The following is a 22230-nucleotide window of genomic DNA, read 5'->3' as shown; positions in this document are numbered from 1 at the left end:
CGCGGGTGGTCCCGCTTGGAGCCGGCCATGCTAGGGATTCACAATCGATTGCAGAAATCAACCGTTCTACGGGATTACCCTAGGCTCCCATGACCCACCCCCCGGACCGACTGCTGTACCCAGAGCGCCAGGCCGACTTCCTGCTCTACCGCCTGTACCGCATCCACATCACCGCCGGACGAAAGGTGGTGCAGATGTGCGAGGAGCGGCACGGCATGACGCGGCGCGAGTGGCGCGTGCTGTCCTTCCTGGCCGAGAACGAGGGGGTGCTGTCGTCGGAGCTGGCCGAGCGCGCCATGCTGGACCGGGCGCGCACCTCGCGCACGATCACCTCGCTGGCCGGCAAGCGCCTGATCGAGCGCCGGCCCAAGCCGCACGACCGGCGTGAGGTGCAGATCTTCTTGAGCGAGGAGGGGCGGCGCGTGCACCAGGACATCTTTCCGCGCATCGCGGCCGTCAACCACGCGCTGGTGGAGGGACTGTCGTCGCAGCAGCGCCAGGCGCTGGATGCGCTGGTGGCCCACGTGCAGGCGCAGGCCGACGCGATGATCGACGGGGCCGCGCCCCTGACGCGCGACAACCCGGACGACGAGCTTTGATGTCCGGCGACCAGATCTCCGTTCTGGCCATTCTGGCGCTGGTGGTGGGCCTCTTTCTGTGGGGCCGATGGCGGCACGACCTGGTGGCGGTCAGCGCTTTGCTCGCCTGCGTCGTCACCGGGCTGGTCGATCCGTCGCAGGCTTTCCAGGGCTTCGGCCACCCGGCCGTCATCACCGTGGCCTGCATGCTCATCATGAGCCGCGCGCTGCAGACCTCCGGGGCGGTGGAGGTGCTGGCGCGTCGCGCGCTGCCCGAGAAGGCCGGGCCGGTGCTCAGCCTGGCCGCCCTGATGGGCGTGGGCGCGCTGCTGTCGGGGTTCATGAACAACGTGGGGGCCATGGCCCTGCTGATGCCGGTGGGCATCAAGCTGGCGCAACGCCTGAAGCTGCCGCCGGGCCAGGTGCTGATGCCGCTGGCCTTCGGCACCATCCTGGGCGGCATGACCACGCTGATCGGCACGCCGCCCAACCTCATCGTGGCCGGCTTTCGCGCGGGCCTGGAAGGGGGCCCGGGGCCCTTTGCCATGTTCGACTTCGCCTGGATCGGGGTGCCGGTGGCCGTGCTGGGCGTGCTGGGCATCGCCCTGGTGGGCTGGCGCCTGGTGCCCAAGCGCCAGCCCGCGGGCATGGAAGGCTTCGACACCGCGGCCTATCTCACCGAGGCGCGCCTGCTCGAAGAAGGCGCGTCCGTCGGCAAGACACTGGGCGAGATCGAGGCGGTGCTGGAGCAGTCCGGCGCCCAGGTGGTGGGCCTGGTGCGCCACGAGATGCGCATCACCGCGCCCAGCCTGCAGCGCGTGATGCGGGCCGGCGACGTCCTCGTCATCGAGGCCGCGGCCGATTCCCTGTCCTCCGTGCTGTCCTCGCTCGGGCTCAAGCTGGAGGAGTCGGTGCGCCCGCCCGCGCGCGAGGAGGCGGACAAGGACGAGCCCGCCGACGCGGCGGAAGCGGCCGAGGGTGTGGCCAGGCCGGGCGACCACGCCCGGGACCACCAGCGGGGCGAAGGCCAGGGCGAACACCGCGACGAAGGCGAGGCGGACGACGAGCGCCCATCGGACAAGCCACGTGGCGACGCGGCCGAGATTGCGCTGATGGAGGTGGTGGTGCTGCCCGGCTCGGCCCTTGCAGGGCGATCGGCCAGTGAGATCGGTCTGCGCACGCGCCATGGCCTGAACCTGCTGGCCGTCTCGCGCCAGGGCAGCCGCTCCGTCGAGCGGCTGCGCGCCATGTCGCTGCGCGCGGGCGACATCCTGCTGCTGCAGGGCCCGACGGCGGCGATCGCGGAATTCGCCAGCGAATCGGGCTGTGTGCCCCTGGCCGCGCGCGACCTGCAGATCCCCAACCGGCGCAAGGCCATCCAGGCCTCGCTGGTGATGGCCCTGGCCGTGGGGGTGGCGGCGCTGGGCCTGGTGCCGGCCGCCGTGGCCTTCATGGGCGGCGTGCTGGCCATGCTGGTGCTGCGCACGCTGCCCTTGCGCATGGCCTATGAGTCGATCGACTGGCCGGTGATCGTGTTGCTGGGCGCGCTGTTCCCGTTGGCCGATGCCATGCAGAGCACGGGCGCGGCCGACCTGCTGGCCCGCGCGCTGATGGACTGGGTGGCGCGCGGCGATCCGGTGATCGCGCTGACCACGGTGCTGCTGGTGACCATGTTTCTGTCCGACCTGATGAACAACGCCGCCACGGCGGCGGTGATGTGCCCGGTGGCCATCGGCAGCGCCGCCACACTGGGCGTCAACGCCGACCCCTTCCTCATGGCCGTGGCCATCGGCGCCTCGTGCGCCTTCCTCACGCCCATCGGGCACCAGAACAACACCATGATCCTGGGGCCGGGCGGCTTGCGCTTCGGCGACTACTGGCGGCTGGGCGTGCCGCTGGAGGCGCTGGTGGTGGCCGTCAGCCTGCCCTTGCTGCTTATCGTCTGGCCCTTGTGAGTTCCGCCATGCCCTTGCGCTACGCCCGCTTCCTCGTCGGCCGAGACCGCACCTTGGCCGCCAACCGTCAGATCGGCTGGCTGCTGGCCTTCGTGGCCGGGGCCATCAACGCGGGCGGTTTCCTGGCGGTGCGCCAGTACACCTCGCACGTCACGGGGCTGGTGTCGTCCGTGGCCGACCACCTGGTGCTGGGCGAGGGTGAGCTGGTGGCCGCAGCCCTGGCGGCGGTGCTGGCCTTCCTGCTGGGCGCCATGTGCTGCGCGGTGATGGTCAACTTCGCGCGGCGGCGCCAATTGGCCAGCGAGTACGCCCTGCCGCTGCTGCTGGAGGCCCTGCTGATCCTGTGCTTCGGCCTGATGGGTGCCTGGCTCGCGCGCTTCGAGGGCCTGCTGATTCCGGCCACGGTGGCGCTGCTGTGCTTCATCATGGGCCTGCAGAACGCGGTGGTGACCAAGTTGTCGAACGCGGTCATCCGCACCACGCACATGACGGGCGTGGTGACCGACCTGGGCATCGAATTCGGCAAGCTGCTGTACTGGAACCGGGTGACCGGCATCACCCCCTTCGTGCGCGCCGACCGCGAGCGCATGCGCGTGCTGGGCGGCTTGCTGGGGGCCTTCGTGGGCGGTGGTCTGGTGGGCGCCTACGGCTTCAAGCGGCTGGGCTATGGCTTCACGGTGCCTATCGCCGTCGCGCTCACGGTGGTGGCGCTGGTGCCGCTGTGGGACGACTGGCGCGGGCGCCAGCGCCCGCCCAGCGCCTGAGGCGCGGCGGATCAGGGCCGCGGCGTGTGCCGCAGCATCACCACCACCAGGGTGATGACGGTGAGGGGCACCACGAAGCTGAGCATGGCGACGGAGAAGGGGCCCAGGGCGGCATGGTCCTGCGCGGCGAGGATGAGGTAGGTGACGTAGGCGAGGTAGTAGCCCACGAACACCGCACCCTCCCAGCGCGCGATCTCCCGGCCGGTCATGAACACGGGCAGGCAGGCCAGCGAGACGGCCAGCATCACCCACAGGTCGAAGGCCATCACGGCCGGGGGCACCTGCAGGCCCGCACCACCGGCCACCAGGCCGGAGATACCCAGGCAGCCCAGGATGTTGAAGGTGTTGCTGCCCACGACGTTGCCCACGGCCAGGTCGCGCTCGCCCTTGAGCGCGGCCGCCAGCGAGGTGGCCACCTCGGGCATGGACGTGCCCAGGGCCACCACGGTCAGGCCGATCACGACCTCGGACAGGCCCAGTTGCTGCGCGAACACCACCGCCGCGCGCACCAGGCCTTCGGCGCCCAGCACCAGCAGCACCAGGCCAATGACGATGAGCGCGATCTGCGCCGGCAGCTTCGCGTCCCAGGCGCCAGGGGCGGCGGCCTGCACCTCCGCGTCGTAGTCGCCCTGGGCCTCGCGGCTCTCGCGGCGCGACTGCCACACCAGGAACACGGTGTAGGCCACCATGGCCGCGGTGAGCATGGCCGCCTCGTACCAGCGCACCTGCCCGTCGAGGGCGAAGACCACGAGCAGCAGGGCCGCGCCGATCATGATGGGCACCTCCTGGCGGATGAGCTGCAGGTGCACCACCAGCGGCGTGATGAGCGCGGAGATGCCCAGGATCAGCAGCACGTTGAGCACGTTGCTGCCCACCACGTTGCCGATCGCGATGTCGGTCTGCCCGCCGGCCACCGCGCCCACCGAGACCGCGAGCTCGGGCGAGCTGGTGCCGAAGGCCACGATGGTCAGGCCCACCACCAGCGGCGAGATGCCGAGGGACAGCGCCAGCCGGGACGCGCCGCGCACCAGCAGGTTGGCGCCGAGGACAAGGCCGACCAGGCCGCCGATGAAGTAGAGCAGGGTCATGTGATCCGGGGCAGCGTGGGGGAGCCCGATCGTGCCACGACGGGGTGCGGCGTCCAAGGCTCTCGCGCCGCAGGGCTCAGCGCGTGCAGGCCGCCCGGCGCCACAGCGCGGCGGGGTCGGGGGCGCGATCGCCGCGCCAGGCGATGACCTGATCAGGCCGCACCAGGAGCATCGCCTCGCCCAGGGCCTCGCGCACTTCGGGTTCGTCGCCCAGGCGCAGCGTCACGCTCAAGCCAGCCGCCGTGCCCGCGTCGACCAGCGCCTGTGCGGCGTCTCGCGCGTGCCGCGGCGCCAGCACCGTCCATTCGAACCCCAAGGCGTCGTACAGCGAACGCTCGCCACCCAACCACACGTGCGGCAGCCGCCCCCCGGGGCAGGTGCTGGGCTGGTAGTCGTTCGCGCTGTCGGGCGGTGGTGCACCGCCATCGCTCGCGATGATCGGCGAGCCGTCGTAGCGCTCGCCGAACGTCACGCCCGGGATGTTGAACTCGCGCCGCACGTGCTCGTTGAGCACGCCGCTGGCCTGTTCGCGCAACTCGTCGCCCTCGGCACCTTCGGCTTCCAGCGCGGCGGTGGTTTGAAACAGGCCGATCGAATCGGCGAAGCCGCGCGCATAGTCGGTGTTGCGCAGGCCGATGGGGCGGCGTTCGGTTTCGTAGCTGTCGAGCAGCGCGGGGCTTGAATGCCCCTTCAACACCGCCGCGAGCTTCCAGCCCAGGTTCACCGCGTCGCCCACGGCGGTGTTGTAGCCCAGCCCGCCCGTGGGCGTGAACAGGTGCACCGCGTCGCCCGCCAGGAACACGCGGCCCTGCTGGTAGCGCTCGGCCACCAGCGAGTGGCCCGCGATCCATGTGCCGGTGGACAGCACCTCGATGGGAATGTCCATGCCGCTGGCCTGCGCGAACAGGCGCTTCGCGTCCTCGTGCGTCCAGTCGGATGGGTCCTCGTGCGCGTGCACGGCGGCGTGGAAGGCGAACTCGCCCTGACCATCGACCGAGGCCATGAACACGCGCCGCTCGTGATTCACGCTGACGTACATCCACGCCAGGTCGTGCGGCAGCGCCTGGTAGAAGGTGGGCGAGCGCAGGTAGACCGCGAACATGCGCCCGCCCATGAACTGGCGCTGCACGCCGGTGTCACCGCCGTAGGCGATGCCGAGCGCCTGGCGCACCACGCTGCGCGCGCCGTCGGCGCCCACCAGGTAGCGCGCGCGCACGGTCACGGCGGGGCCACGGTCGTCGGCCGGCGCCACGCGGGCGCTCACGCCCTCGGCGTCCTGATCGAAGTCCACCAGTTTCCAGCCGAAGGCCACGGGCCGGCCTGTTCGCGCCTCGGCGTGGTGGCGCAGCACCGCTTCCACGAACTTCTGCGAGACGCGGTGCGGCAGCTCGGCTGCGTTCCACGCGCCGCGCAGGCCGCGCACGTGCTCGCTGGCCTGCGCGGCCGTGGGCAGGCGCAGCCGCGCGAGCTCGTGCGTGGCGAAGCGGGTGAAGTAGGCGATGTCGGTGGGGTGATCGCCCGGCAGGCCCAGGGCGCGGATCTCGTCGGCGATGCCGATGCGCCGGTAGTGCTCCATGGTGCGCGCCTGAGTGGCATTGGCTTGCGGGTTGAAGGCCGTGGTGGCCTTCGGATCCACCAGCAGGCAGCGGATGCCGCGCAGGCCCAGTTCGTTGGCGAGCATCAGCCCGCAAGGGCCGGCGCCCGCGACGAGCACGTCCACCTCGATCGTTTCGCCGCTGCGCTGCGCGTCTTGCAACTCCTTCACCGGTTCTCCTCTGGTCGTTGTTGGCCGATGCACGATTGGACCGCCAGAATCGCCCCGATGCGCCGCAACGGGCGCGGTGAAAAAGACTTTTCCGCCGGGCAGGCGTGTATGGTGTCGCTTCGCATTCGAGGAGAAGAACCATGCAACTCATCGTCTCGGTCGGGCTGATCCTGGCCATCGTGGTGTGGGGCGTGATCTCGCCGGCCACCCTGGGTTCGGTGTTCGATACGCTGCTGGCCTTCATCACGCGCGACTTCGGCTGGCTGTACCTGTGGGTGGTGCTGGGCCTGGTGGTCGTGGCTCTGCTGCTGGCGTTCAGCCGCTACGGCGATCTCAAGCTCGGTGCAGAGGACGACGAGCCCGAGTTCTCGCTGATGTCCTGGTTCGCCATGCTGTTCGCGGCCGGCATGGGCATCGGTCTGGTGTTCTGGGGTGTGGCCGAGCCCATCTCCCACTACGGCACGCCGCCGCCAGGCATCGCGCCGCAGACGCCCGAGGCCGCCAACGCGGCCATGCGCTACAGCTTCTTCCATTGGGGTCTGCACCCCTGGGCCGTGTACAGCGTGGTGGCGCTGGCCATCGCCTTCTTCCAGTTCCGCAAGGGCGGCTCGGCGCTGGTGAGCACGGCGGTCGAATCGTTGCCCTGGGGCTTCGCGAGGCACCTGGGGCCCGTGGTCAATGTGCTGGCCGTCATCGCCACGGCCTTTGGCGTGGCGGCCTCACTGGGCATGGGCGCGCTGCAGATCAACAGCGGCCTGGCCGCGCTGGCCGGCGTGCCGGTGAACCCGGCGTGGCAGGTGGGCATCATCGTCGTCACCACGGTGCTGTTCGTGGTGTCGTCGGTGTCGGGCGTGGGACGGGGCATCAAGTGGCTGTCCAACGCCAACCTGCTGTTGGCCGCGTTGCTGGCGCTCTCGGTCTTCGTGCTCGGCCCCACGGTGGCCATCATCGACACCTTCACGACGACGCTGGGCAGCTACGTCAGCGAGTTCGTGCGAATGAGCCTGCGCACCACACCCTTTCGAGACAGCGGCTGGGTGGGTGGCTGGACCATTTTCTATTGGGCCTGGTGGGTGAGCTGGTCACCCTTCGTGGGCCTGTTCATCGCGCGCGTTTCGCGCGGCCGCAGCATTCGCGAGTTCGTGCTGGGCACGGTGCTGGCGCCCACGCTGGCGGGCTTCCTGTGGTTCTCGGTGTTCGGTGGCACGGCGCTCACGCTGGAGGTGATGCGGGGCATTCCCTTGTCTGAGGCGGTGAGCGCGGATGTGTCCACGGCCCTGTTCGCCATGTTCGACGCGCTGCCGTTGGGCGCCATCATGAGCGTCGCGGCCACGGTGCTGGTGATCGTGTTCTTCGTGACCTCGGGCGACTCGGCCACGCTGGTGCTCAGCATGATGAGCACGGGCGGCAACGAGAACCCGCCCGCGCGCGTGAAGATCATCTGGGGCGCGCTGATCTCGGGCATCGCGATCTCGCTGCTGCTGGCGGGCGGCCTGAAGGCGGTGCAGACGGCCACGATCGTGTTCGCCGTGCCGTTCGCGCTGGTGATCATCCTCATGACGGTGGCGCTGTGGCGCGGCGTGCGCGACGACTGGCGCGAGGAGAACCGCCGCGAGCGCGCGCTGCGCCGCCGCATGCGCGAGATGATGGAGCCGCCTCGGGGCTGAAGGCGATCAGACCAGCACGTCGCGGATCGATGGGTCCTTGTCGAATTGCGACTTCGCGAAGGGGCACAGGGCCACGACCCGGGTCTTTGTCTCGCGCGCCCAGGCCACCAGGGCGTCGAGCAGCTGGCGTCCCACGCCCTGGCCCTTGAGGCGTTCGTCGACGTGGGTGTGGTCGATGATGATCAGCGTGGGGTTGGTGCGGCTGTAGGTCATCTCGGCGATGCGTTCGCCGTTTTGCTGGACGTAGAAGGCGCCGGTGTTGCCGGTTTCCTGATGTTCGATCGGATGGGTCATGTCGATGGCGGGGGAGGGTCGATCCACTGGACCGGAACGCCTTGCCGCAGGGTGTTGTGCACCTCGGCCACCGCATCGGTTTCGCGCAGCAGCCGGGCGATGGCGTCCGGGGATGCTGGCGACTGTACCCGGGCGTGGTAGCGCACGTCCCGCGCCGCCAGGCCGATGCCCTCGAACTCGGCCTCGGCCCACACCTCCACACGGTCCAGCGCCACACCCAGGCGCGCGGCTTCGCGGTAAAGGTCGTTGCAGTAGCAGGTGGCCAGGGCGAGCATGAGGAACTCGCCGCCGTTGGTGGCGGAGCCGGCGCCCGAGGCCTTGGGTGCGACGGCGATCGTGTGCTCGGCGTTCCCGGTGCGCAGCACGACCTGGTGCTGGCCCGGTGCGTTCGTGACGCTGGCCGAGATCCGCATGGTTCAGGTCACACGGTGCTCGGCGCCGCCCCCGCGCGATCGCCGCGGGTGTCGCTTGCCATTGAGCAACTGGCTGATCCAGCCGTGGCGCACGAACAGCTCGTAGCTGCCCAGGCAGACCAGCGTGGTGCCCGCGATGTTGATGGCCATCTTGGCCAGTGCGGGCAGCGGCTGCTCGAACAACAGGGCACCGAACAGGATGGTGAGCGGGTAGTGCAGAAGGTAGACCCAGTAGGCGCTGTCCGAGAGGTAGCCCAGCACGGCGTGGCGCGAGGGCACCAGGCGCAGCGCCAGGCCGATGGCGGCGAAGCTCCACAGCCAACTGATGCAGTGGTAGCTGTACGCGGACAGCAGCACCGGCCCCTGGCTGAGCGTCACCGCGGTGGCCATGAGGTAACACGCCAGGCCGGCCACGGCATAGCCCGCCCAATGGCGCTGGAACCGCGCGAACAGCTCGGCCTGCCGGCCGTGCAGCATCAGGCCGAAGACGAAGAAGCTGCCGTGGTAGAGCCACTCGTTCCAATCGGGCAGGAAGGCGCCGGCGGGCGCGAGGATGGCGTTCGGGTAGGCCGCGCTGGCCACCGCCAGCGGCAGCGCGAGCACCACGAAGCCCCAGGGCTGGCGCGCCAGCCAGGCCAGCGCCGACTCCACCGGCGCGAACCAGGCGCGCGGCAGCCGCCACAGCGCGGCGGTGGCCACGCAGAACCACAGCAGCATCCACAGGAACCAGAGGTGGATGGTGTTGGGGCTGTCCAGGATGGGCAGGCGCGGCACCACCTGGGTGTCCAGCCCCCATTCGTCGTGGACCATGAGGTTCATGAAGAACAGCGCCGCCACGCCCGAGGCCAGCCACAGCAGGGGCCAGAACAGCGCGAAGGGCAGACCCAGGCGCATCAGGCGGTGGCGCAGCAGGCCGTCCGGGCCGCGCGAGCGCACCAGCAGCGCCGCGAAGAAGCCGCCCAGGATGAAGAAGGCCGGCATGCGGAAGGCGTGGATGGACGACACCACCACGTCGGCGAACAGGGTGCGCTGGTCATCGCGCCAGGCGTTGGGCATGCGCTGGATGGCGTAAATGGCCTCGACGTGCAACACGATGCCCAGCCACATGAGCAGCGCGCGCAGGTTGTCCAGCGCGTGCAGTCGGGTGCCCGTGTCGGGCGGCGGCGAGTGCTTACTCATCTGCGTGACCGAACGTAACAGGGGCGCAGACCTTATCAGTACTTGGGCTGTTGCGCTACCCCTGGGGGGATGACGCTCGCTGGAGCCGCGCGGACGCCTGGCTCAGTTCATGCCGCCCGCGTCCAGCTCCAGCGCCAGCGTGCCGCGCGTGCCGATGTCGCCCCGGTGCCGCTCCAGCCAGGCGTTGGCCGCGGCCTGGCCCTGTTGGAACAGGCGCTCCAGGAAGGCCGGGTCGGTGCGTGTCTTGCTGCCCGCGCCCAGCGCCGCCAGCTCGGGCCCACCGTCCACCCGGTGCAGCCGCAGCGCGGCGATGCGGCGGAACACCTGGCTGCGCAGGCGCCGCGCGGCCCAGCCCTCGGCGGCCAGGAGTTGCTTCAGCAACACGATGTTGCGCAGCTCCTTGAGCAGGCTGGCGTTGAACGTGACCTCGTTGATGCGGTCGAGGATCTCATTGGCGCGCACCGGCAGGTCGTCGCGCTGGGCGGGGTTGATCTGCACCAGCAGCAGGTCGTCGCCCGGGCTCTCCAGCACCAGCGGCAACAACGAGGGGTTGCCTGCGTAGCCGCCGTCCCAGTAGGCCTCGCCGTCGATCTCCACCGCCTGGAACAGCAGTGGCAGGCAGGCCGAGGCGAGGATCACGTCGGGCGAGAGCTCGTCCTGACGGAAGATGCGCAGCTCGCCGGTCTTCACGCGCGTGGCGGCGATGAAGAGTTGCGTGCGGTGGCAGGCGCGCACGCGGTCGAAGTCGATCGTGTCGCGCAGGATGTCGCGCAACGGGTTGAGGTTGAGCGGGTTGAGCTGGTAGGGCGACGCCTGCGTGCTGAGCCACTGCGCGTAGGAGCGCACTGGCCCCAGCCAGGGCGCGGCCCAGGGGCTGTCGGGGTCCATCCAGGGTGCCACGGGCGCGTGCCCCAGGCCACCGAAGGGATTGATTTCGCCGACGCGCGTCCACAGCCGGCGCAGCGCGGTGCGCGCGCCTTCGCGCCCGCCTTCCATCAGGCCGCTGGCCAGCGCCACGGCGTTCATGGCGCCCGCGCTGGTGCCGCTGATGCCGGTGAGCCGCAGGGACTTTTCTTCCAGCAAGCGGTCGAGCACGCCCCAGGTGAAGGCGCCGTGCGAGCCACCGCCCTGCAGGGCGAGGTCGAGGGAGGTTTTCGCAGAGTGGGATGGGAGCGTGGCCATGGCCCATTGTTGCACTGCAACATGCATCCGGGGTGAAGCCCGGGCTCTGGGACAATGCGCGGCTCCATGACGAATGCCGAGTCCCGCGACGACCCAGATGACCTGCCCCAGGGGGCGCTGGCGCGCGAGGCCATCGCGCTGGCGGCCTTCGACCACGTGGTCTCGCACGCGCCGGGCTTTCGGGCGCGCGGCGGGCAGCGCGAGATGGCCGCCTTCATCGCCGAGACCTTGTCGGGTGTGAAGCTCGGCGACGACAGTGTGTCCGGCGAGGCGGGCCCGCCCGACCGGGGCATCGCCGTGGTGCAGGCCGGCACGGGGGTGGGCAAGTCGGCGGCCTACGCGGCCACGGTGATCCCGTTGGCGCTGGCGCAGCAAAAGCGCGTGCTCATCAGCACCGCCACCGTGGCGCTGCAGGAACAGCTCATCAACAAGGACCTGCCGGCCTTGGCCGCACTGATGCCGCAGCCGTTTGCCTACGCGCTGGCCAAGGGGCGCGGGCGCTACGTCTGCCGGCTCAAGCTCGACCAGCTCGCCGAAGGCGGCGCGCAGGACGCCGACCTGTTCGGCGAGGAAGGCGCGGGTGCGGCCAGCGCCGCCGCGAAGGATGACTGGGCGCAACGCGCGCGCCAGTACGCGCAGTGGACCATCGCGCTCGACCAGGGCGATTGGAACGGCGACCGCGACCGGCTGGATGAGCCGCCCGACGCCGCGCTGTGGGCGCCCGTGGCGGCCGAGCGCCACACCTGCACCGCGCGCCACTGCCCGGCCTACAACAGCTGCAGCTACTACCAGGCGCGCAACCGCCTGGCGCAGGCGCAGGTGATCGTGGTGAACCACGACCTGCTGCTCGCCACGCTGGGCCTGCACGCCTTGCCGGCGCCCTCCGACTGCTACCTGGTGCTGGACGAGGCGCACCACCTGCCGGGCGTGGCGCAGGGCCAGTTCACCTCGCAAATGGACCTGATGCGCCCGGGCTGGCTCGATCCCCTGCCCAAGGCTTTCGACGAGGTGGCCAAAGCCATCTCGCACCGCCACAACCTGGACGTGGCCGAGGCCGCGCGCGCCGCCAAGGCCGCGCTGGGCGAACTGGCCCACCTGGGCATGGACCTGCTGGGCCCGGCCGTGCGCGAACTGCCCGCCGAGGCGCCGCCGCTGGTGCACCGCTTCGACGCCGGTGTATTGCCGCCCGGTTGGGCCGAACCCTTGGGCAGCCTGCAGGCACACGCGCAGGGTTTGCTCAAGCTGGCCGAGGCCCTGGCCACGCAACTGCGCGCCAACGCGCGCGACAACCCCGGCGAGGCCGCGCGCAGCGCCGAGCACTACGCGCGCATCGGCCGCTTCGCGCCGCGCCTGCAAAGCCTGCACGAAACCGCGAGCCAGTGGCTGCTGATGGCCAGCGAAGGCGCGCCGCCGCAGGCCAAGTGGCTGCAGGCGCGCGTGGACCGCGGCCTGGTGGCCATGAGCGCGCACGCCTGCCCGCTGCAGCCCGGCAGCCTGCTGCACAGCCACCTGTGGCAGCAGGTGCGCGGCGCGGTGGTCACCTCGGCCTCGCTTGTCACCTGCGGCAGCTTCGACCACTTCCTGCACGAGGCCGGCCTGGCCTGGGACGCCGCCGTGGCCACGCGCGAGGTGCAAAGCCCCTTCGATCACGCGAAGCAGGGCCGCCTGGTGGTGGTGCAGACGCGCGCCGACCCGAAGGACGTGGACGGCTACACACGCGAGATGCTGGACCTGCTGTTGGCCGATCTGCGCGACGTGAAGCGCGGCGCCCTGGTGCTGTTCACCTCGCGCGCGCAGATGCGGTCGGCCCAGCAGTTGCTGGAGCGCGGCGAGCACGCGCGGCTGCGCGAGCGTGTGCTGGCGCAGGGCGAGGCCTCGCGCACGGTGCTGCTCAAGCGGCACGCGCAGCGCGTGGGCGATGGCGAGGCGTCCATCCTGTTCGGCCTGCAATCCTTCGGCGAGGGCCTGGACCTGCCGGGCGAGTTGTGCGAATGGGTGTTCATCACCAAGCTGCCCTTTGCATCGCCCAGCGATCCGGTGGGCCAGGCGCGCGCCGAATGGCTCAAGAGCAAAGGGCGCGATCCGTTCAGCGAACTGGTGGTGCCGGCCACCGGTGCACGCTTGCTGCAGTGGACCGGCCGCGCGCTGCGCACCGAGACCGATGAAGCCACCGTGGTCTGCTACGACGCCCGCCTGCTGCGCCAGGGCTACGGCCGGCGCATGCTGCAGGGGCTGCCGCCTTACCGGCTGCAGCGACGGCAGGCGGGGGTGACGGCGGACGTGTGATGCGGCTCAGGGTTTGAAGGCGCGCACGCAGCGCACGTGGCTTTCAATGTAGTGGGCCTGTGCGTCTTTGAAGGGATTGGCGGCGAAGCGGTGGTCGAGTATCGAGCGCATGGGTGAGATGGACCAGCTGGTCGATCCCCAATACGACTTGCCGGACAGGCCGGCGAGGTCACCACCGTCTACCAGCCGGGACTGCATGTTGTCCATGAGCGGCGAGCCTTGCACGCCGCAAACCTGAGCGGCGAAGCCCGGGTTGGTGTCGTAGCCCTGCTCGCAAGCGGCGGGCAGGTACCAGTCGCTGAAACCTCCGTCGGTGCTCAGGTCGCACAGGCTGGCCGCGGGCGCAAGCGCGCCGTCGGCTGCGACGATCAGGGCGGTGTTGCAGGCGCCGTCGGTGGCGGCGTGGCAAGGGGCGGTCGCGTTCTCGTGAAGGCCGCTGGCGACGCCCAACTGGGACAGGCTCCAGGAAACCTGATCCGGCAGGTCGTGCAAGGCAGCCACTTTGCCGCCGATGCTGCCGGTGTACGGCGTGCCATCGTCGATGGCGAACACATAGCCGCCCTGGTGCACGCTGCCATACGCCACCACGGCCATGTGCACGCGCAGGATAGGGGTGTTGTCGCCAGCGATCTCCAGCACGGCCGCTGCAGGCGCCGGATCGCCGGGGGTGGCGGTGGGCGTGGCGCCGGGGGTGATGGTGAGGGCGCAACTGGCGCCGGTGGCGAGCGTGTCGCCGCAGGTCGAGGCGTTGAGGCTTGTTCCGGCGGGCAAGGCGCTGGTGACCACGTTCAGGTTCAGCGCGGCCGCCCCGCCGGTGTTGGTGACGGTGATGGACCGCGCCTGCCCGGCGACCGCCAATGCCATGTCCGTGGCGCTGGCCACCAGGGTGGTGGGCGGGGGCAGGGGCACCGATACGGATGCCGTCGAGCTGGCGGGTGAGCCGCCGCCACAGGAAGCGAGCACCGCCATCGCCGTGAGCGCCAGCGGCCATTGGCATCGGCGGGAGGGGGCAGGCCGTCGTTGCATGTGAAGTCTCCTGGAGGGTTCATGACGCCGTCGGTTCGGGTCATGGTCCTTGCCAGGGTACGTCGCGCCGGCCGTCCCGGGGAATACTCTACGGGTGTTATATCGGCCCCATCCGCAGCGCTTGTTAGGATGGACGGCCTCTGTCGTTCGCACCACAACACCCGCCCATGTTCTACGCCGTCCTCAAACTCCTCCACGTCCTGTCCATCGTCTTCTGGGTCGGCGGCATGGCCTTCGCGCACGTCTGCCTGCGGCCCTCCGTGACGATGCTGCAGCCGCCCGAGCGCCTGCGCCTGCTGCACGCGGTGATGCAGCGGTTCTTCCGCGGCGTGCTGGTGGCCGCGCTGCTGGCGCTGGCCACGGGCCTGTGGATGATCGGCCGCGTGGCGAAGGAGTCGGTGCAGGCCGGTGTGGACTTCGCCATGCCGCTGGACTGGACCATCATGGCCACGCTGGGCATTGTGATGATCGCGATCTTCGGCCACATCCGCTTCGCGCTGTTCAAGCGGATGTCGCGCGGCGTTCAAGCCAGCGACTGGCCGGCCGCGGGCGCGGCGATGGCGTCGATCCGCCTGTGGGTGCTGGTCAACCTCGTCATCGGCGTGCTGGTCATCGCCATCGCGCTGCTGATGACTTGAACGGTTCGCGTGCCAGGCCAAGGCACCCGCGCATGCGCCGCGCCGCCACGGCCGCACTGATCGCCGTGCTGTCCTTTCTGCTGCAGGCCTGTGCGCTGCCCCCGCTCGATGGCCGCAGCGAATCGCGCGCGCTGGCTCCGGCCGAGACCGCCGGCACGGCGCTGGGCCGCGCGCTCGCACCCGAGGCGGCGGCTCACCCGGGGCAGTCCGGCATCCTGCCGCTGGACGACGCGCTGGAGTCCTTCGCGGCGCGCGTGCTGCTGGTGCGCGCGGCCGAGCGCACGCTGGACGTGCAGTACTACATCTGGCGTGACGACATCACCGGCCATGCGTTGCTCGACGAGTTGCGCCACGCCGCCGATCGCGGCGTGCGCGTGCGCCTGCTGCTCGACGACAACGGCCATGCCATGGACGCCACGCTGCTGGCGCTGGACGGGCACCCGGGCATCGAGGTCCGCCTGTTCAACCCTTTCTCGGTGCGCCACCCCAAGGCCTTGGGTTACCTCACGCACTTCTCGCGCGCCAACCGGCGCATGCACAACAAGTCGCTGATCGCCGACGGCCAAGCCGCCATCATCGGTGGGCGCAACGTGGGCGACGAGTACTTCGGCGCCACGGATGGCGTGCTGTTCGCCGACCTCGACGTGCTGGCCACCGGCGCGGTGCTGCCCGACCTGTCGGCCGACTTCGACCGCTACTGGGCCAGCGGCTCGTCCTATCCCATCGACCGGATCGTGGTCGCGGCCCGCGCCGCCGACGCGCGCCCGGACAGCGCAGCGCAGGCGCGGGCCGATCCGCGCGCCGAGCGCTTTTCCACCGCCTTGCGCGAGTCGCGCTTCGTGCCCGAGTTGCTGGCGGGCACGCTGGTGCCGCAGTGGGCGCGGGTGGAGATGGTGAGCGACGACCCGCGCAAGGGCCTGGGGCAGGCGCGCGACGAGGACCTGCTGGCCCACCAGTTGCGCCGCGTTCTGGCGCGACCGCCCCGCGCCTCGCTGGATCTGGTGTCACCGTACTTCGTGCCCACCGACGCGGGCGTGGAGGTGTTCGTCCGCCTGGCCGTCAGCGGCGTGCGCGTGCGCATCCTGACGAATGCGCTGGAGGCCACGGACGTGTCGGCCGTGCATTCGGGCTACGCGCGCCACCGTCAGGCGCTGCTGCGCGCGGGCGTGGAGCTGCACGAGATGCGGCGCGGCGCCAGCGCGCCGGGCCGCTCGGGCCTGCTGGGCAGCTCGGGCTCCAGCCTTCACGCCAAGACCTTCGCCATCGACGGGGAGCGTGTGTTCGTGGGCTCGATGAACTTCGACCCGCGTTCGGTCCGGCTCAACACCGAACTGGGCTTCATCATCGACAGCCCGCCCATGGCCCGCGCCGTGGCCGATGCCTTCGAGCGCGTGATCCCTGCCGCCGCCTACGCGGTGCGGCTGGACGAGCGGGGCGAGCTGGTGTGGATCGAGCGGCGTGAGGGCGGTGACATCCGCCACACGCGCGAGCCCGGTGCCAGCCTCGGGCGCAGCGCCTGGATCGGGCTGCTGTCGCTGTTGCCGATCGAGTGGCTGCTGTAACCGCGCGTCAACGGGGCGCCGGCGCCACCAGACCCGGCGGTAGCAGGCGCTCGCCGCGCAGGCGCCGCCACAGCCAGTCCAGGCCCTGCTCCACGTCGACGCGCATGCCGTCCATGCGCGAAGGACGGGGGCCATTGGCGCGCTCGGCTGCGGTGCCCAGGTCGAAGTGGAAGGTGTAGCTGGGCTCCTGGCCCATGCGCAGGTCGGTCACGTAGAGGCGGCCTTCGTCTTCCTGCACGCGGAAGAAGCCGTGCGTGAAGGCGGCCATGCGCCGCAGGCCCTCGACCGTGGCGTGGCGCTCGGCCAGCGCGGCGCCGCGGTTGTAGCGGCGCCAGTCGATGTGGGTGGATTCATCGAGCAGCGAGTAGTGCCCCTCGGCGTATTGTTCGGGGCCCATGGCCACCACGCGCCACAGCACGGTGTTGAAGGGCGCGGGCGTCACCAGCAGGCGGTCGGCCGCGATGCCTTGCTCGCGCAGCGATTCGCGCGCCACCTGGGCCACGTGCTGCTGCGCCGCCACGCTCCACACCAGGTAGGCGCTGCTGAGCAGCAGGCCGATGGCGTTGGCCCTGAGGCCGATGCGCGGCGCGGCCAGCGCGAACACGACGCCCACGATCAGTGGCACCGTGTAGACCGGGTCGATGATGAAGACGCTGCCCACGCCGAAGGGGTGGTTGGTGAAGGGCAGCAGCAACTGCGTGCCGTACACCGTCATGGTGTCCAGCAGCGGGTGCGTGATCAGCACCAGCCACAGCGCGAGCCACCAGCGCCTGAACAGCGCACCCTCGCCGTGCAGGCGCGACACCAGCCAGGCCAGCAGCGGCGAAAACAGCGTGAGGTAGAACAGCGCGTGCGACTCCCCCCGGTGCAGCACCATGTTGAGCACGGCGTCGCCGTGGTCGATGAAGGCGTCGAGGTCGGGCAGGGTACCGGCGATGGCACCCCACAGGGCCGACTTCCACACGGCGGTGCGCCGGCCCATGACCGCCACGGCCACGGCCGAGCCAAGGGCGATTTGCGTCAGTGAATCCATGGTGGCCGAGGATAGCGGCCGGCGATGACGACCGCCGCGCCCTCAGGCCTGTATGACGATGGGGAATGTGGCCTTCACGCCATCGCCATCGGGTGCGAACGGCCGCGTCAGCGCCATGCGGCCGGCCTCGTCGAGCCGGCGCCAGAGGCCGTCGCGCTCGTTGCCCGGGTCACCTTGCACGTAGAGCTGGGTGGTGAGCAGCTCCATCCGGTCCAGCTTCACCTTCACGTGGATGTGCGGCGTGCGGCCGCTGTAGGGCACGGGGCGGATGGTGCGGAAACGGTAGCGGCCCTCGCGGTCCACCGCCACGCGGCCGAAGCCCTGGAAGGCCGGGTCGGCGCGGTTGCCGTCGCCCGGGTGGTGGTAGTGGCCGGCTTCGTCGCACTGCCAGATCTCGACCACCGCGCCTTGCAGCGCGCGCCCGTCGAGATCGACCACCGTGCCCTCGACCCAGGCGGCCTGGCCCTTGCCGTAATTCACCTGGCCGTTGCGCAGCAGGTCGGCGTCGGTGTCGGCGGGCAGCGCCACGGGGTAGAAGGGGCCCTCGGTCTGGCGGGGGGTGGGCAGCAGGCCGGGCTTCTGCGCCACGGCCGGGCTCAGCCAGGCGGGTGCGGCAATCAGCGCGGCGCTGCCCAGCAGCAGGGAACGGCGGGTGCGGGCGGAAGTGGCCATGGCGCTTCGAAGCGGTTCGGGCCGGCGAGTTCCGCGCGGGGGCTCAGTAGGGCTCGCGCCCCGGTTCCGGCGCGGGTTCGCGCCCGTTCTCGCGGGCCGACGACATCCAGGCGATCAGCGAGGAGCGCATGGCCTCCTCCACCGACATGTCCACTGGCGTCACCCAGTTGCGTGGCACAAAGACCGTGTAGCCGCCGATCATGTAGCCCATGGGCAGGTAGACGGCGACCTGGTCGAGTTCGCCCAGCGCGCCGGGCAGGCCGCTGAAGTTCTGCCGCGTCACCAGGCCGACGATGGACATCTCGCCGCCGGGCGCGCGCAGCAGCACCACCTGCTGCGTTGGGTGGTCCTTGTCGTGCGGCGCGAAGTAGTCGGCGAAGTTCTTCAGCGAGGAGTAGATGCTCTTGACCACTGGCAGGTTGGTGAAGGGCAGCTCGGCGATCGACAGCACGCGCGTGATTTCGCGGCGCGAGACGAGCACGCCCAGGCCGAAGATCAGGCCCACCAGCAGCACGATGCCCAGGCCCGGCAGGTAGAAGTCGCCGAGGAAGGGGCTGAACAGCGCGCGCGCGATCGATTCGGTCCACACCACCAGCAGGTACAGCGCGTACAGCGTGAGCGCGGCCGGCAGGAATGTGATGAGGCCGCGCAGGAAGGTTCGGGTCAGGGTCGTTTTCATGGGCGTGGGTGGGGTCCGGGGGAGAATAGCAGTCCACGGTGGCGAATGAACGCGACCGACGGGTGGGTCTTGCAATGGCCGTGCCTGTCCCCAGGTGCCGGGTTCATTTGTTTCTCCCTCGCGGGACGCCGGAACTCACGTGAACCCATCCGCTCTTTCACCCATGAATGCTTTCGCCGATCTGCTGGGCCGCGTGGCGGGCCTCGTGCTGCGCCTCGCGCTGGGACTGGCCGCGGCGCTGTTCCTCGTCAGCCTGCTGCTCGCCTCGGTGCTGGCGGTGGCGGGGATGTCGCTGTGGGCCCTGGTCACCGGGCGCCGGCCCGCGCCGCTGGTGGTGTTCGGCCGCCTGCGCGAGCGCTCGCGACAGTATTCGCAGGGCGTGTGGCGCAACGGCCCGGCGTCGCCGCAAGGCGCTGCGGCGCGCGGAGAGGTGGTGGACGTGGAGGCACGCGAGGTCGACGAGGACCCGCGCCGGCCTCAGGGCTGATCGCGGCGCGCCAGCGCGGCCTCGTACAGGGCGTTGCGCGGCGCGCCGGTGATGTCGGCGGCGGCCTTCACCGCCGCTTTCAGCGGCAGGTCCATCAGCAGGCGGTCGAGCACGCGCAGCGGGGCTTCGGGCAGCGCGCCCTCGTCGGTGGTCTCGCGCTCGCGCGGGTGCACCAGCAGGGCGAATTCACCGCGCGTGCGGTTCGCATCGGCGGCCAGCCAGGCGGGCAGGGCGTCGGCCTGCAGGTGCGCCACCTCCTCGAACTGTTTCGTCAACTCGCGCCCGAGCGTGACTGCGCGCGAGCCCAGGCTGGCCGCCATCTCGCGCGCCAGCGCCTCGATGCGGTGCGGGGCCTCCAGCAGGACGCAGGCCTTGGGTTCGTCGGCGATGGCTTGCAGCGCGCGCTGCCGCTCCTGAGACTTCACTGGCAGGAAGCCCGCGAAGCGAAAGCTGCCGTCCCAGCCCGCGTGGCCGCTCACGCTCAGCAGCGCGGTGAGGCTGCTGGGGCCGGGCACCGGCACGCAGCGCAGTCCCGCATCGCGCACGGCCGCCACCAGGCGCGCGCCGGGGTCGCTCAGGCCGGGCGTGCCGGCGTCGCTCACGTAGGCCACGCGTTGCCCCTCGCGCAGCAGCGCGATCACCCGCTGCGCGGCCTCGCTCTCGTTGTGCTCGTGCGCCGCGATCAGCGGCTTGTGCAGGCCGTAGGACTGCAGCAGCGAGGCGGTGTGGCGCGTGTCCTCGCAGGCCACGCTGTCCACCAGATCGAGCACGTGCAGCGCGCGCAGGCCGATGTCGGCGCGGTTGCCGATAGGGGTAGCCAGCATGTACAGCGTGCCCTGGGGAAAATGCTGCGCACCCGCCGCGGCGCGCGCGGTGTGGAGCAATTCAAGGGCAGGGGGTGACACGTGCAGTGGTTTCCATCAGAGGCGCCGAAGGCGGCGCGCGAGGCCGGCCAGCGGGCCGAGGACAGGGCCTTGGCGCATTTGCAGCGCCAGGGGTTGCGGCTGGTGCAGCGCAACTTCCGCACGCCCGGGCGCGGTGGCGGCGAGATCGATCTGATTATGCGGGAGCCCGACGGCACGCTGGTCTTCGTCGAGGTGCGGCAGCGCCGCTCAGCCGCTTACGGCGGCGCGGCCGCGAGCATCGGCCTGGCCAAGCGCCGGCGCATCGTGTTCGCGGCGCGGCACTTTCTGGCGCGGCAGCGGTCCATGCCACGTATGCGCTTCGACGCCGTGCTCATCGACGGCGACGGCGGCGAGCTTCAATGGCTGCGCGCGGCATTCGATGCCGGTGACGCGTTTTCTTTTTGACACGAAACCCACGGCTATCATCACCCCATGCTCTTGCAGCGCATTCAGCAGCAATTCATCGACAGCGCCGACCTCAAGTACCAGAGCGCGCCGGCCCTGGCCCCCGTGGTCGAGGCCGCGGTGTCGGCCCTGCTGGCCGGCCTCACCGGCGGCGGCAAGGTCCTCGCCTGCGGCAACGGTGCCGGTGCCGCACTGGCCCAGCAGTTCGTGGTGCACATCCTCGGTCGCCACGAGCGCGACCGCCCCGGCCTGGCCGCGCATTCGCTGGCGGCCGACGCCGCCGTGCTCACCGGCATCGCCAACGACTTCGACGGCCGCCAGATGTTCGCGCGCCAGATCCATGCCCTGGGTTTGGCGGGCGACGTGCTGCTGGTCGTCAGCACCGACGGCCAGGCCGGCAACCTGGTGGCCGCCATCGAGGCCGCGCACGAGCGCGAGATGACCGTGGTGGCTCTCACTGGCGCGCGCGGTGGCCGCGTGGCCGCGCTGCTGCGCGACACCGACGTGCACATCGGCGTGCCCCACGAGCAGGCCTCGCGCGTGCTCGAGGTGCAACTGCTCGTGCTGCATTGCCTGGCCGACGGCCTGGATTCCCAGTTGCTCGGCCTGCCCGATTCCACCCCCATCGACACGGAGAACCCCGCATGACCAAGCCTCAAGCTTCCACGACCCGATCCCGCCTGGGCACCGCCGTGCTGGGCGCGGTCGGCTTCACCTTCCTGCTGTCCGCCTGCGCACCGCTGGTGCTGGGCGGCGCCGCCGTGGGCACGGCGCTGGTCGCGTCCGACCGCCGCAGCTCGGGCACCCAGCTCGAGGACCAGACCATCGAAATGCGCGCCAGCAGCCGCATTCGCGAGCAACTCGGCGGCCGCGCCAATGTCTACGTCAACAGCTACAACCGCCAGGTGCTGCTCACCGGCGAGGTGCAGAACGACGCCGCCAAGACCCAGGCCCAGAGCATCGTCTCGGGCGTGGACAACGTGCGCACCATCGTCAACGAGCTGCAGGTGATCAATTCGCCGGGCTTCTCACAGCGCACCTCCGACACGCTCATCACCGGCCGCGTCAAGGCCGGCTTCGTGGATGCACGCGACATCCCCACCACCGCCGTCAAGGTGACCACCCATAACAACGTCGTCTACCTGATGGGGCGCGTGACGCCCAAGGAAGCCGAGCGTGCCACCAATGTGGCGCGCAACGTGGACGGCGTGCAGCGTGTGGTGAGGGTGTTCGAGGTGATGTCGGAAGACGAGCTGAAACGGCTGGCGCCGGAGCCGGCGGTGCAGCCGTCGAGTGGGACGATGCAGCCGCCGGCCGCGCCGTCCAACGCCTCCCCGCGCAATTGATGGTGAATGCCCGCTGTCTTGGCGGGCAGACGTTCACGATCGTCGTTGTGGTGTGCTGGTCGTGTTGCCCCGCGCCGCTGATGACGTTTCTCTGACCCTTCCTGAACTGCTGCCTTCGCGGTATGGAATCTTGTTCTTCCTCCTGATGTGATCACGCGCGCCGTGCATGGGCACGGCGCCATTGATCGCATCAGGGAGTGGACGAGTGAAGAAGCAGCAGCACCATCGTGTGGTGTTCAAGCCCGCGCGTGGCTTGCCACGCACCGTGCATTGGGCCGTGACCCTGGCCCTGAGCAGCCCGCTCAG

General features: G+C 70.5%; 22 protein-coding genes. 11 read left to right on the top strand and 11 right to left on the bottom strand.

The window, feature by feature from the left end; translation table 11 throughout:
- The first annotated feature begins 89 nt into the window (after positions 1-89).
- From BN948_RS21595 to BN948_RS21585, 3 genes are read left to right on the top strand one after another with little or no spacing between them, the layout of a single operon-like run.
- On the top strand, positions 90-599 hold the full coding sequence (locus BN948_RS21595; RefSeq protein ID WP_051756281.1) for a MarR family winged helix-turn-helix transcriptional regulator: 510 nt from the start codon (positions 90-92) through the stop codon (positions 597-599).
- The gene (locus BN948_RS21590) at positions 599-2533 is read left to right on the top strand and encodes an SLC13 family permease (RefSeq protein WP_035623739.1); all 1935 of its coding nucleotides are present in this window, start codon (positions 599-601) and stop codon (positions 2531-2533) included. The genes BN948_RS21595 and BN948_RS21590 overlap by 1 nt, the downstream gene beginning before the upstream one ends.
- An 8-nt stretch (positions 2534-2541) precedes the next feature.
- A complete protein-coding gene (locus BN948_RS21585) occupies positions 2542-3297 on the top strand; it encodes a YoaK family protein (protein ID WP_035623735.1) in 756 nt (251 codons plus the stop codon).
- 11 nt (positions 3298-3308) lie between these two features.
- Here BN948_RS21585 and BN948_RS21580 read toward each other — a convergent pair whose 3' ends face one another.
- The gene (locus BN948_RS21580; RefSeq protein WP_035623731.1) at positions 3309-4385 is read right to left on the bottom strand and encodes a calcium/sodium antiporter; all 1077 of its coding nucleotides are present in this window, start codon (positions 4383-4385) and stop codon (positions 3309-3311) included.
- 76 nt (positions 4386-4461) lie between these two features.
- Positions 4462-6150: an FAD-dependent oxidoreductase gene (locus BN948_RS21575; protein ID WP_238327250.1), complete on the bottom strand. Its 1689-nt coding sequence runs from the start codon at positions 6148-6150 to the stop codon at positions 4462-4464.
- 140 nt (positions 6151-6290) lie between these two features.
- Between BN948_RS21575 and BN948_RS21570 the strand changes: the two genes are divergently transcribed.
- The gene (locus tag BN948_RS21570) at positions 6291-7817 is read left to right on the top strand and encodes a BCCT family transporter (RefSeq protein ID WP_035623728.1); all 1527 of its coding nucleotides are present in this window, start codon (positions 6291-6293) and stop codon (positions 7815-7817) included.
- A gap of 6 nt (positions 7818-7823) precedes the next feature.
- Here the strand turns inward: BN948_RS21570 and BN948_RS21565 are convergent, their stop codons facing one another.
- The 4 genes from BN948_RS21565 to BN948_RS21550 all read right to left on the bottom strand — a co-directional run bounded on the left by BN948_RS21565 (position 7824) and on the right by BN948_RS21550 (position 10885).
- On the bottom strand, positions 7824-8111 hold the full coding sequence (locus BN948_RS21565; RefSeq protein ID WP_035623724.1) for a GNAT family N-acetyltransferase: 288 nt from the start codon (positions 8109-8111) through the stop codon (positions 7824-7826).
- Entirely contained in the window at positions 8108-8446 is a 339-nt protein-coding gene (locus BN948_RS21560) for an OsmC family protein (protein ID WP_411914404.1), read from the bottom strand. Before BN948_RS21560 ends, BN948_RS21565 begins: the two co-directional genes overlap by 4 nt.
- 81 nt (positions 8447-8527) lie before the next feature.
- On the bottom strand, positions 8528-9703 hold the full coding sequence (locus BN948_RS21555) for an acyltransferase family protein (RefSeq protein WP_009518992.1): 1176 nt from the start codon (positions 9701-9703) through the stop codon (positions 8528-8530).
- Positions 9704-9805: 102 nt separating this feature from the next.
- Entirely contained in the window at positions 9806-10885 is a 1080-nt protein-coding gene (locus BN948_RS21550) for a patatin-like phospholipase family protein (RefSeq protein ID WP_009518991.1), read from the bottom strand.
- A 66-nt stretch (positions 10886-10951) separates the two neighbouring features.
- Here BN948_RS21550 and dinG point away from each other — a divergent pair, with 66 nt between their 5' ends.
- On the top strand, positions 10952-13171 hold the full coding sequence (dinG, locus tag BN948_RS21545) for an ATP-dependent DNA helicase DinG (RefSeq protein WP_138820249.1): 2220 nt from the start codon (positions 10952-10954) through the stop codon (positions 13169-13171).
- Positions 13172-13177: 6 nt separating this feature from the next.
- Here dinG and BN948_RS21540 read toward each other — a convergent pair whose 3' ends face one another.
- Positions 13178-14197, bottom strand: a complete 1020-nt coding sequence (locus tag BN948_RS21540; protein ID WP_009518989.1) for a DUF11 domain-containing protein — start codon at positions 14195-14197, stop codon at positions 13178-13180.
- Between the two features lie 167 nt (positions 14198-14364).
- Between BN948_RS21540 and BN948_RS21535 the strand changes: the two genes are divergently transcribed.
- Together BN948_RS21535 and BN948_RS21530 are read left to right on the top strand one after the other, a co-directional pair.
- Complete coding sequence (locus BN948_RS21535; RefSeq protein ID WP_009518988.1) at positions 14365-14835, top strand: CopD family protein; 471 nt, start codon at positions 14365-14367, stop codon at positions 14833-14835.
- A 32-nt stretch (positions 14836-14867) separates the two neighbouring features.
- Positions 14868-16397, top strand: a complete 1530-nt coding sequence (locus BN948_RS21530) for a phospholipase D family protein (RefSeq protein ID WP_009518987.1) — start codon at positions 14868-14870, stop codon at positions 16395-16397.
- 7 nt (positions 16398-16404) lie between these two features.
- Here the strand turns inward: BN948_RS21530 and BN948_RS21525 are convergent, their stop codons facing one another.
- From BN948_RS21525 to BN948_RS21515, 3 genes are read right to left on the bottom strand one after another with little or no spacing between them, the layout of a single operon-like run.
- Positions 16405-17430: a metal-dependent hydrolase gene (locus BN948_RS21525; RefSeq protein ID WP_009518986.1), complete on the bottom strand. Its 1026-nt coding sequence runs from the start codon at positions 17428-17430 to the stop codon at positions 16405-16407.
- A gap of 42 nt (positions 17431-17472) precedes the next feature.
- Positions 17473-18102 carry a dioxygenase family protein gene (locus BN948_RS21520; protein WP_009518985.1) on the bottom strand — a complete coding sequence of 210 codons (630 nt, stop codon included), beginning with the start codon at positions 18100-18102 and terminating at the stop codon, positions 17473-17475.
- 43 nt (positions 18103-18145) lie between these two features.
- Positions 18146-18781 (bottom strand): DUF502 domain-containing protein, encoded by a 636-nt coding sequence (locus BN948_RS21515; protein WP_009518984.1) that lies wholly within the window; start codon positions 18779-18781, stop codon positions 18146-18148.
- A 163-nt stretch (positions 18782-18944) separates the two neighbouring features.
- On the opposite strand from BN948_RS21515, the gene BN948_RS21510 reads away from it, so the two are divergent.
- Positions 18945-19268, top strand: coding sequence for a hypothetical protein (locus BN948_RS21510; protein ID WP_009518983.1), 324 nt, complete (start codon positions 18945-18947; stop codon positions 19266-19268).
- Here the strand turns inward: BN948_RS21510 and rsmI are convergent.
- Positions 19259-20092 (bottom strand): 16S rRNA (cytidine(1402)-2'-O)-methyltransferase, encoded by an 834-nt coding sequence (gene rsmI, locus BN948_RS21505; RefSeq protein ID WP_009518982.1) that lies wholly within the window; start codon positions 20090-20092, stop codon positions 19259-19261. The two genes, BN948_RS21510 and rsmI, sit on opposite strands and share 10 nt — an antisense overlap.
- Positions 20093-20173: 81 nt before the next feature.
- Between rsmI and BN948_RS21500 the strand changes: the two genes are divergently transcribed.
- From BN948_RS21500 to BN948_RS21490, 3 genes are read left to right on the top strand one after another with little or no spacing between them, the layout of a single operon-like run.
- Positions 20174-20578, top strand: a complete 405-nt coding sequence (locus tag BN948_RS21500; RefSeq protein WP_009518981.1) for a YraN family protein — start codon at positions 20174-20176, stop codon at positions 20576-20578.
- Positions 20579-20605: 27 nt separating this feature from the next.
- A complete protein-coding gene (locus tag BN948_RS21495) occupies positions 20606-21226 on the top strand; it encodes an SIS domain-containing protein (RefSeq protein WP_009518980.1) in 621 nt (206 codons plus the stop codon).
- A complete protein-coding gene (locus BN948_RS21490) occupies positions 21223-21924 on the top strand; it encodes a BON domain-containing protein (RefSeq protein ID WP_009518979.1) in 702 nt (233 codons plus the stop codon). The genes BN948_RS21495 and BN948_RS21490 overlap by 4 nt, the downstream gene beginning before the upstream one ends.
- Positions 21925-22230: the final 306 nt, after the last annotated feature.

This window comes from Hydrogenophaga intermedia, from assembly GCF_000723405.1.
GTDB classification, from domain to species: domain Bacteria; phylum Pseudomonadota; class Gammaproteobacteria; order Burkholderiales; family Burkholderiaceae_C; genus Hydrogenophaga; species Hydrogenophaga intermedia.
Note: the sequence above shows the minus strand (reverse complement) of the source record. Positions and strands in the feature narration are given on the sequence as shown.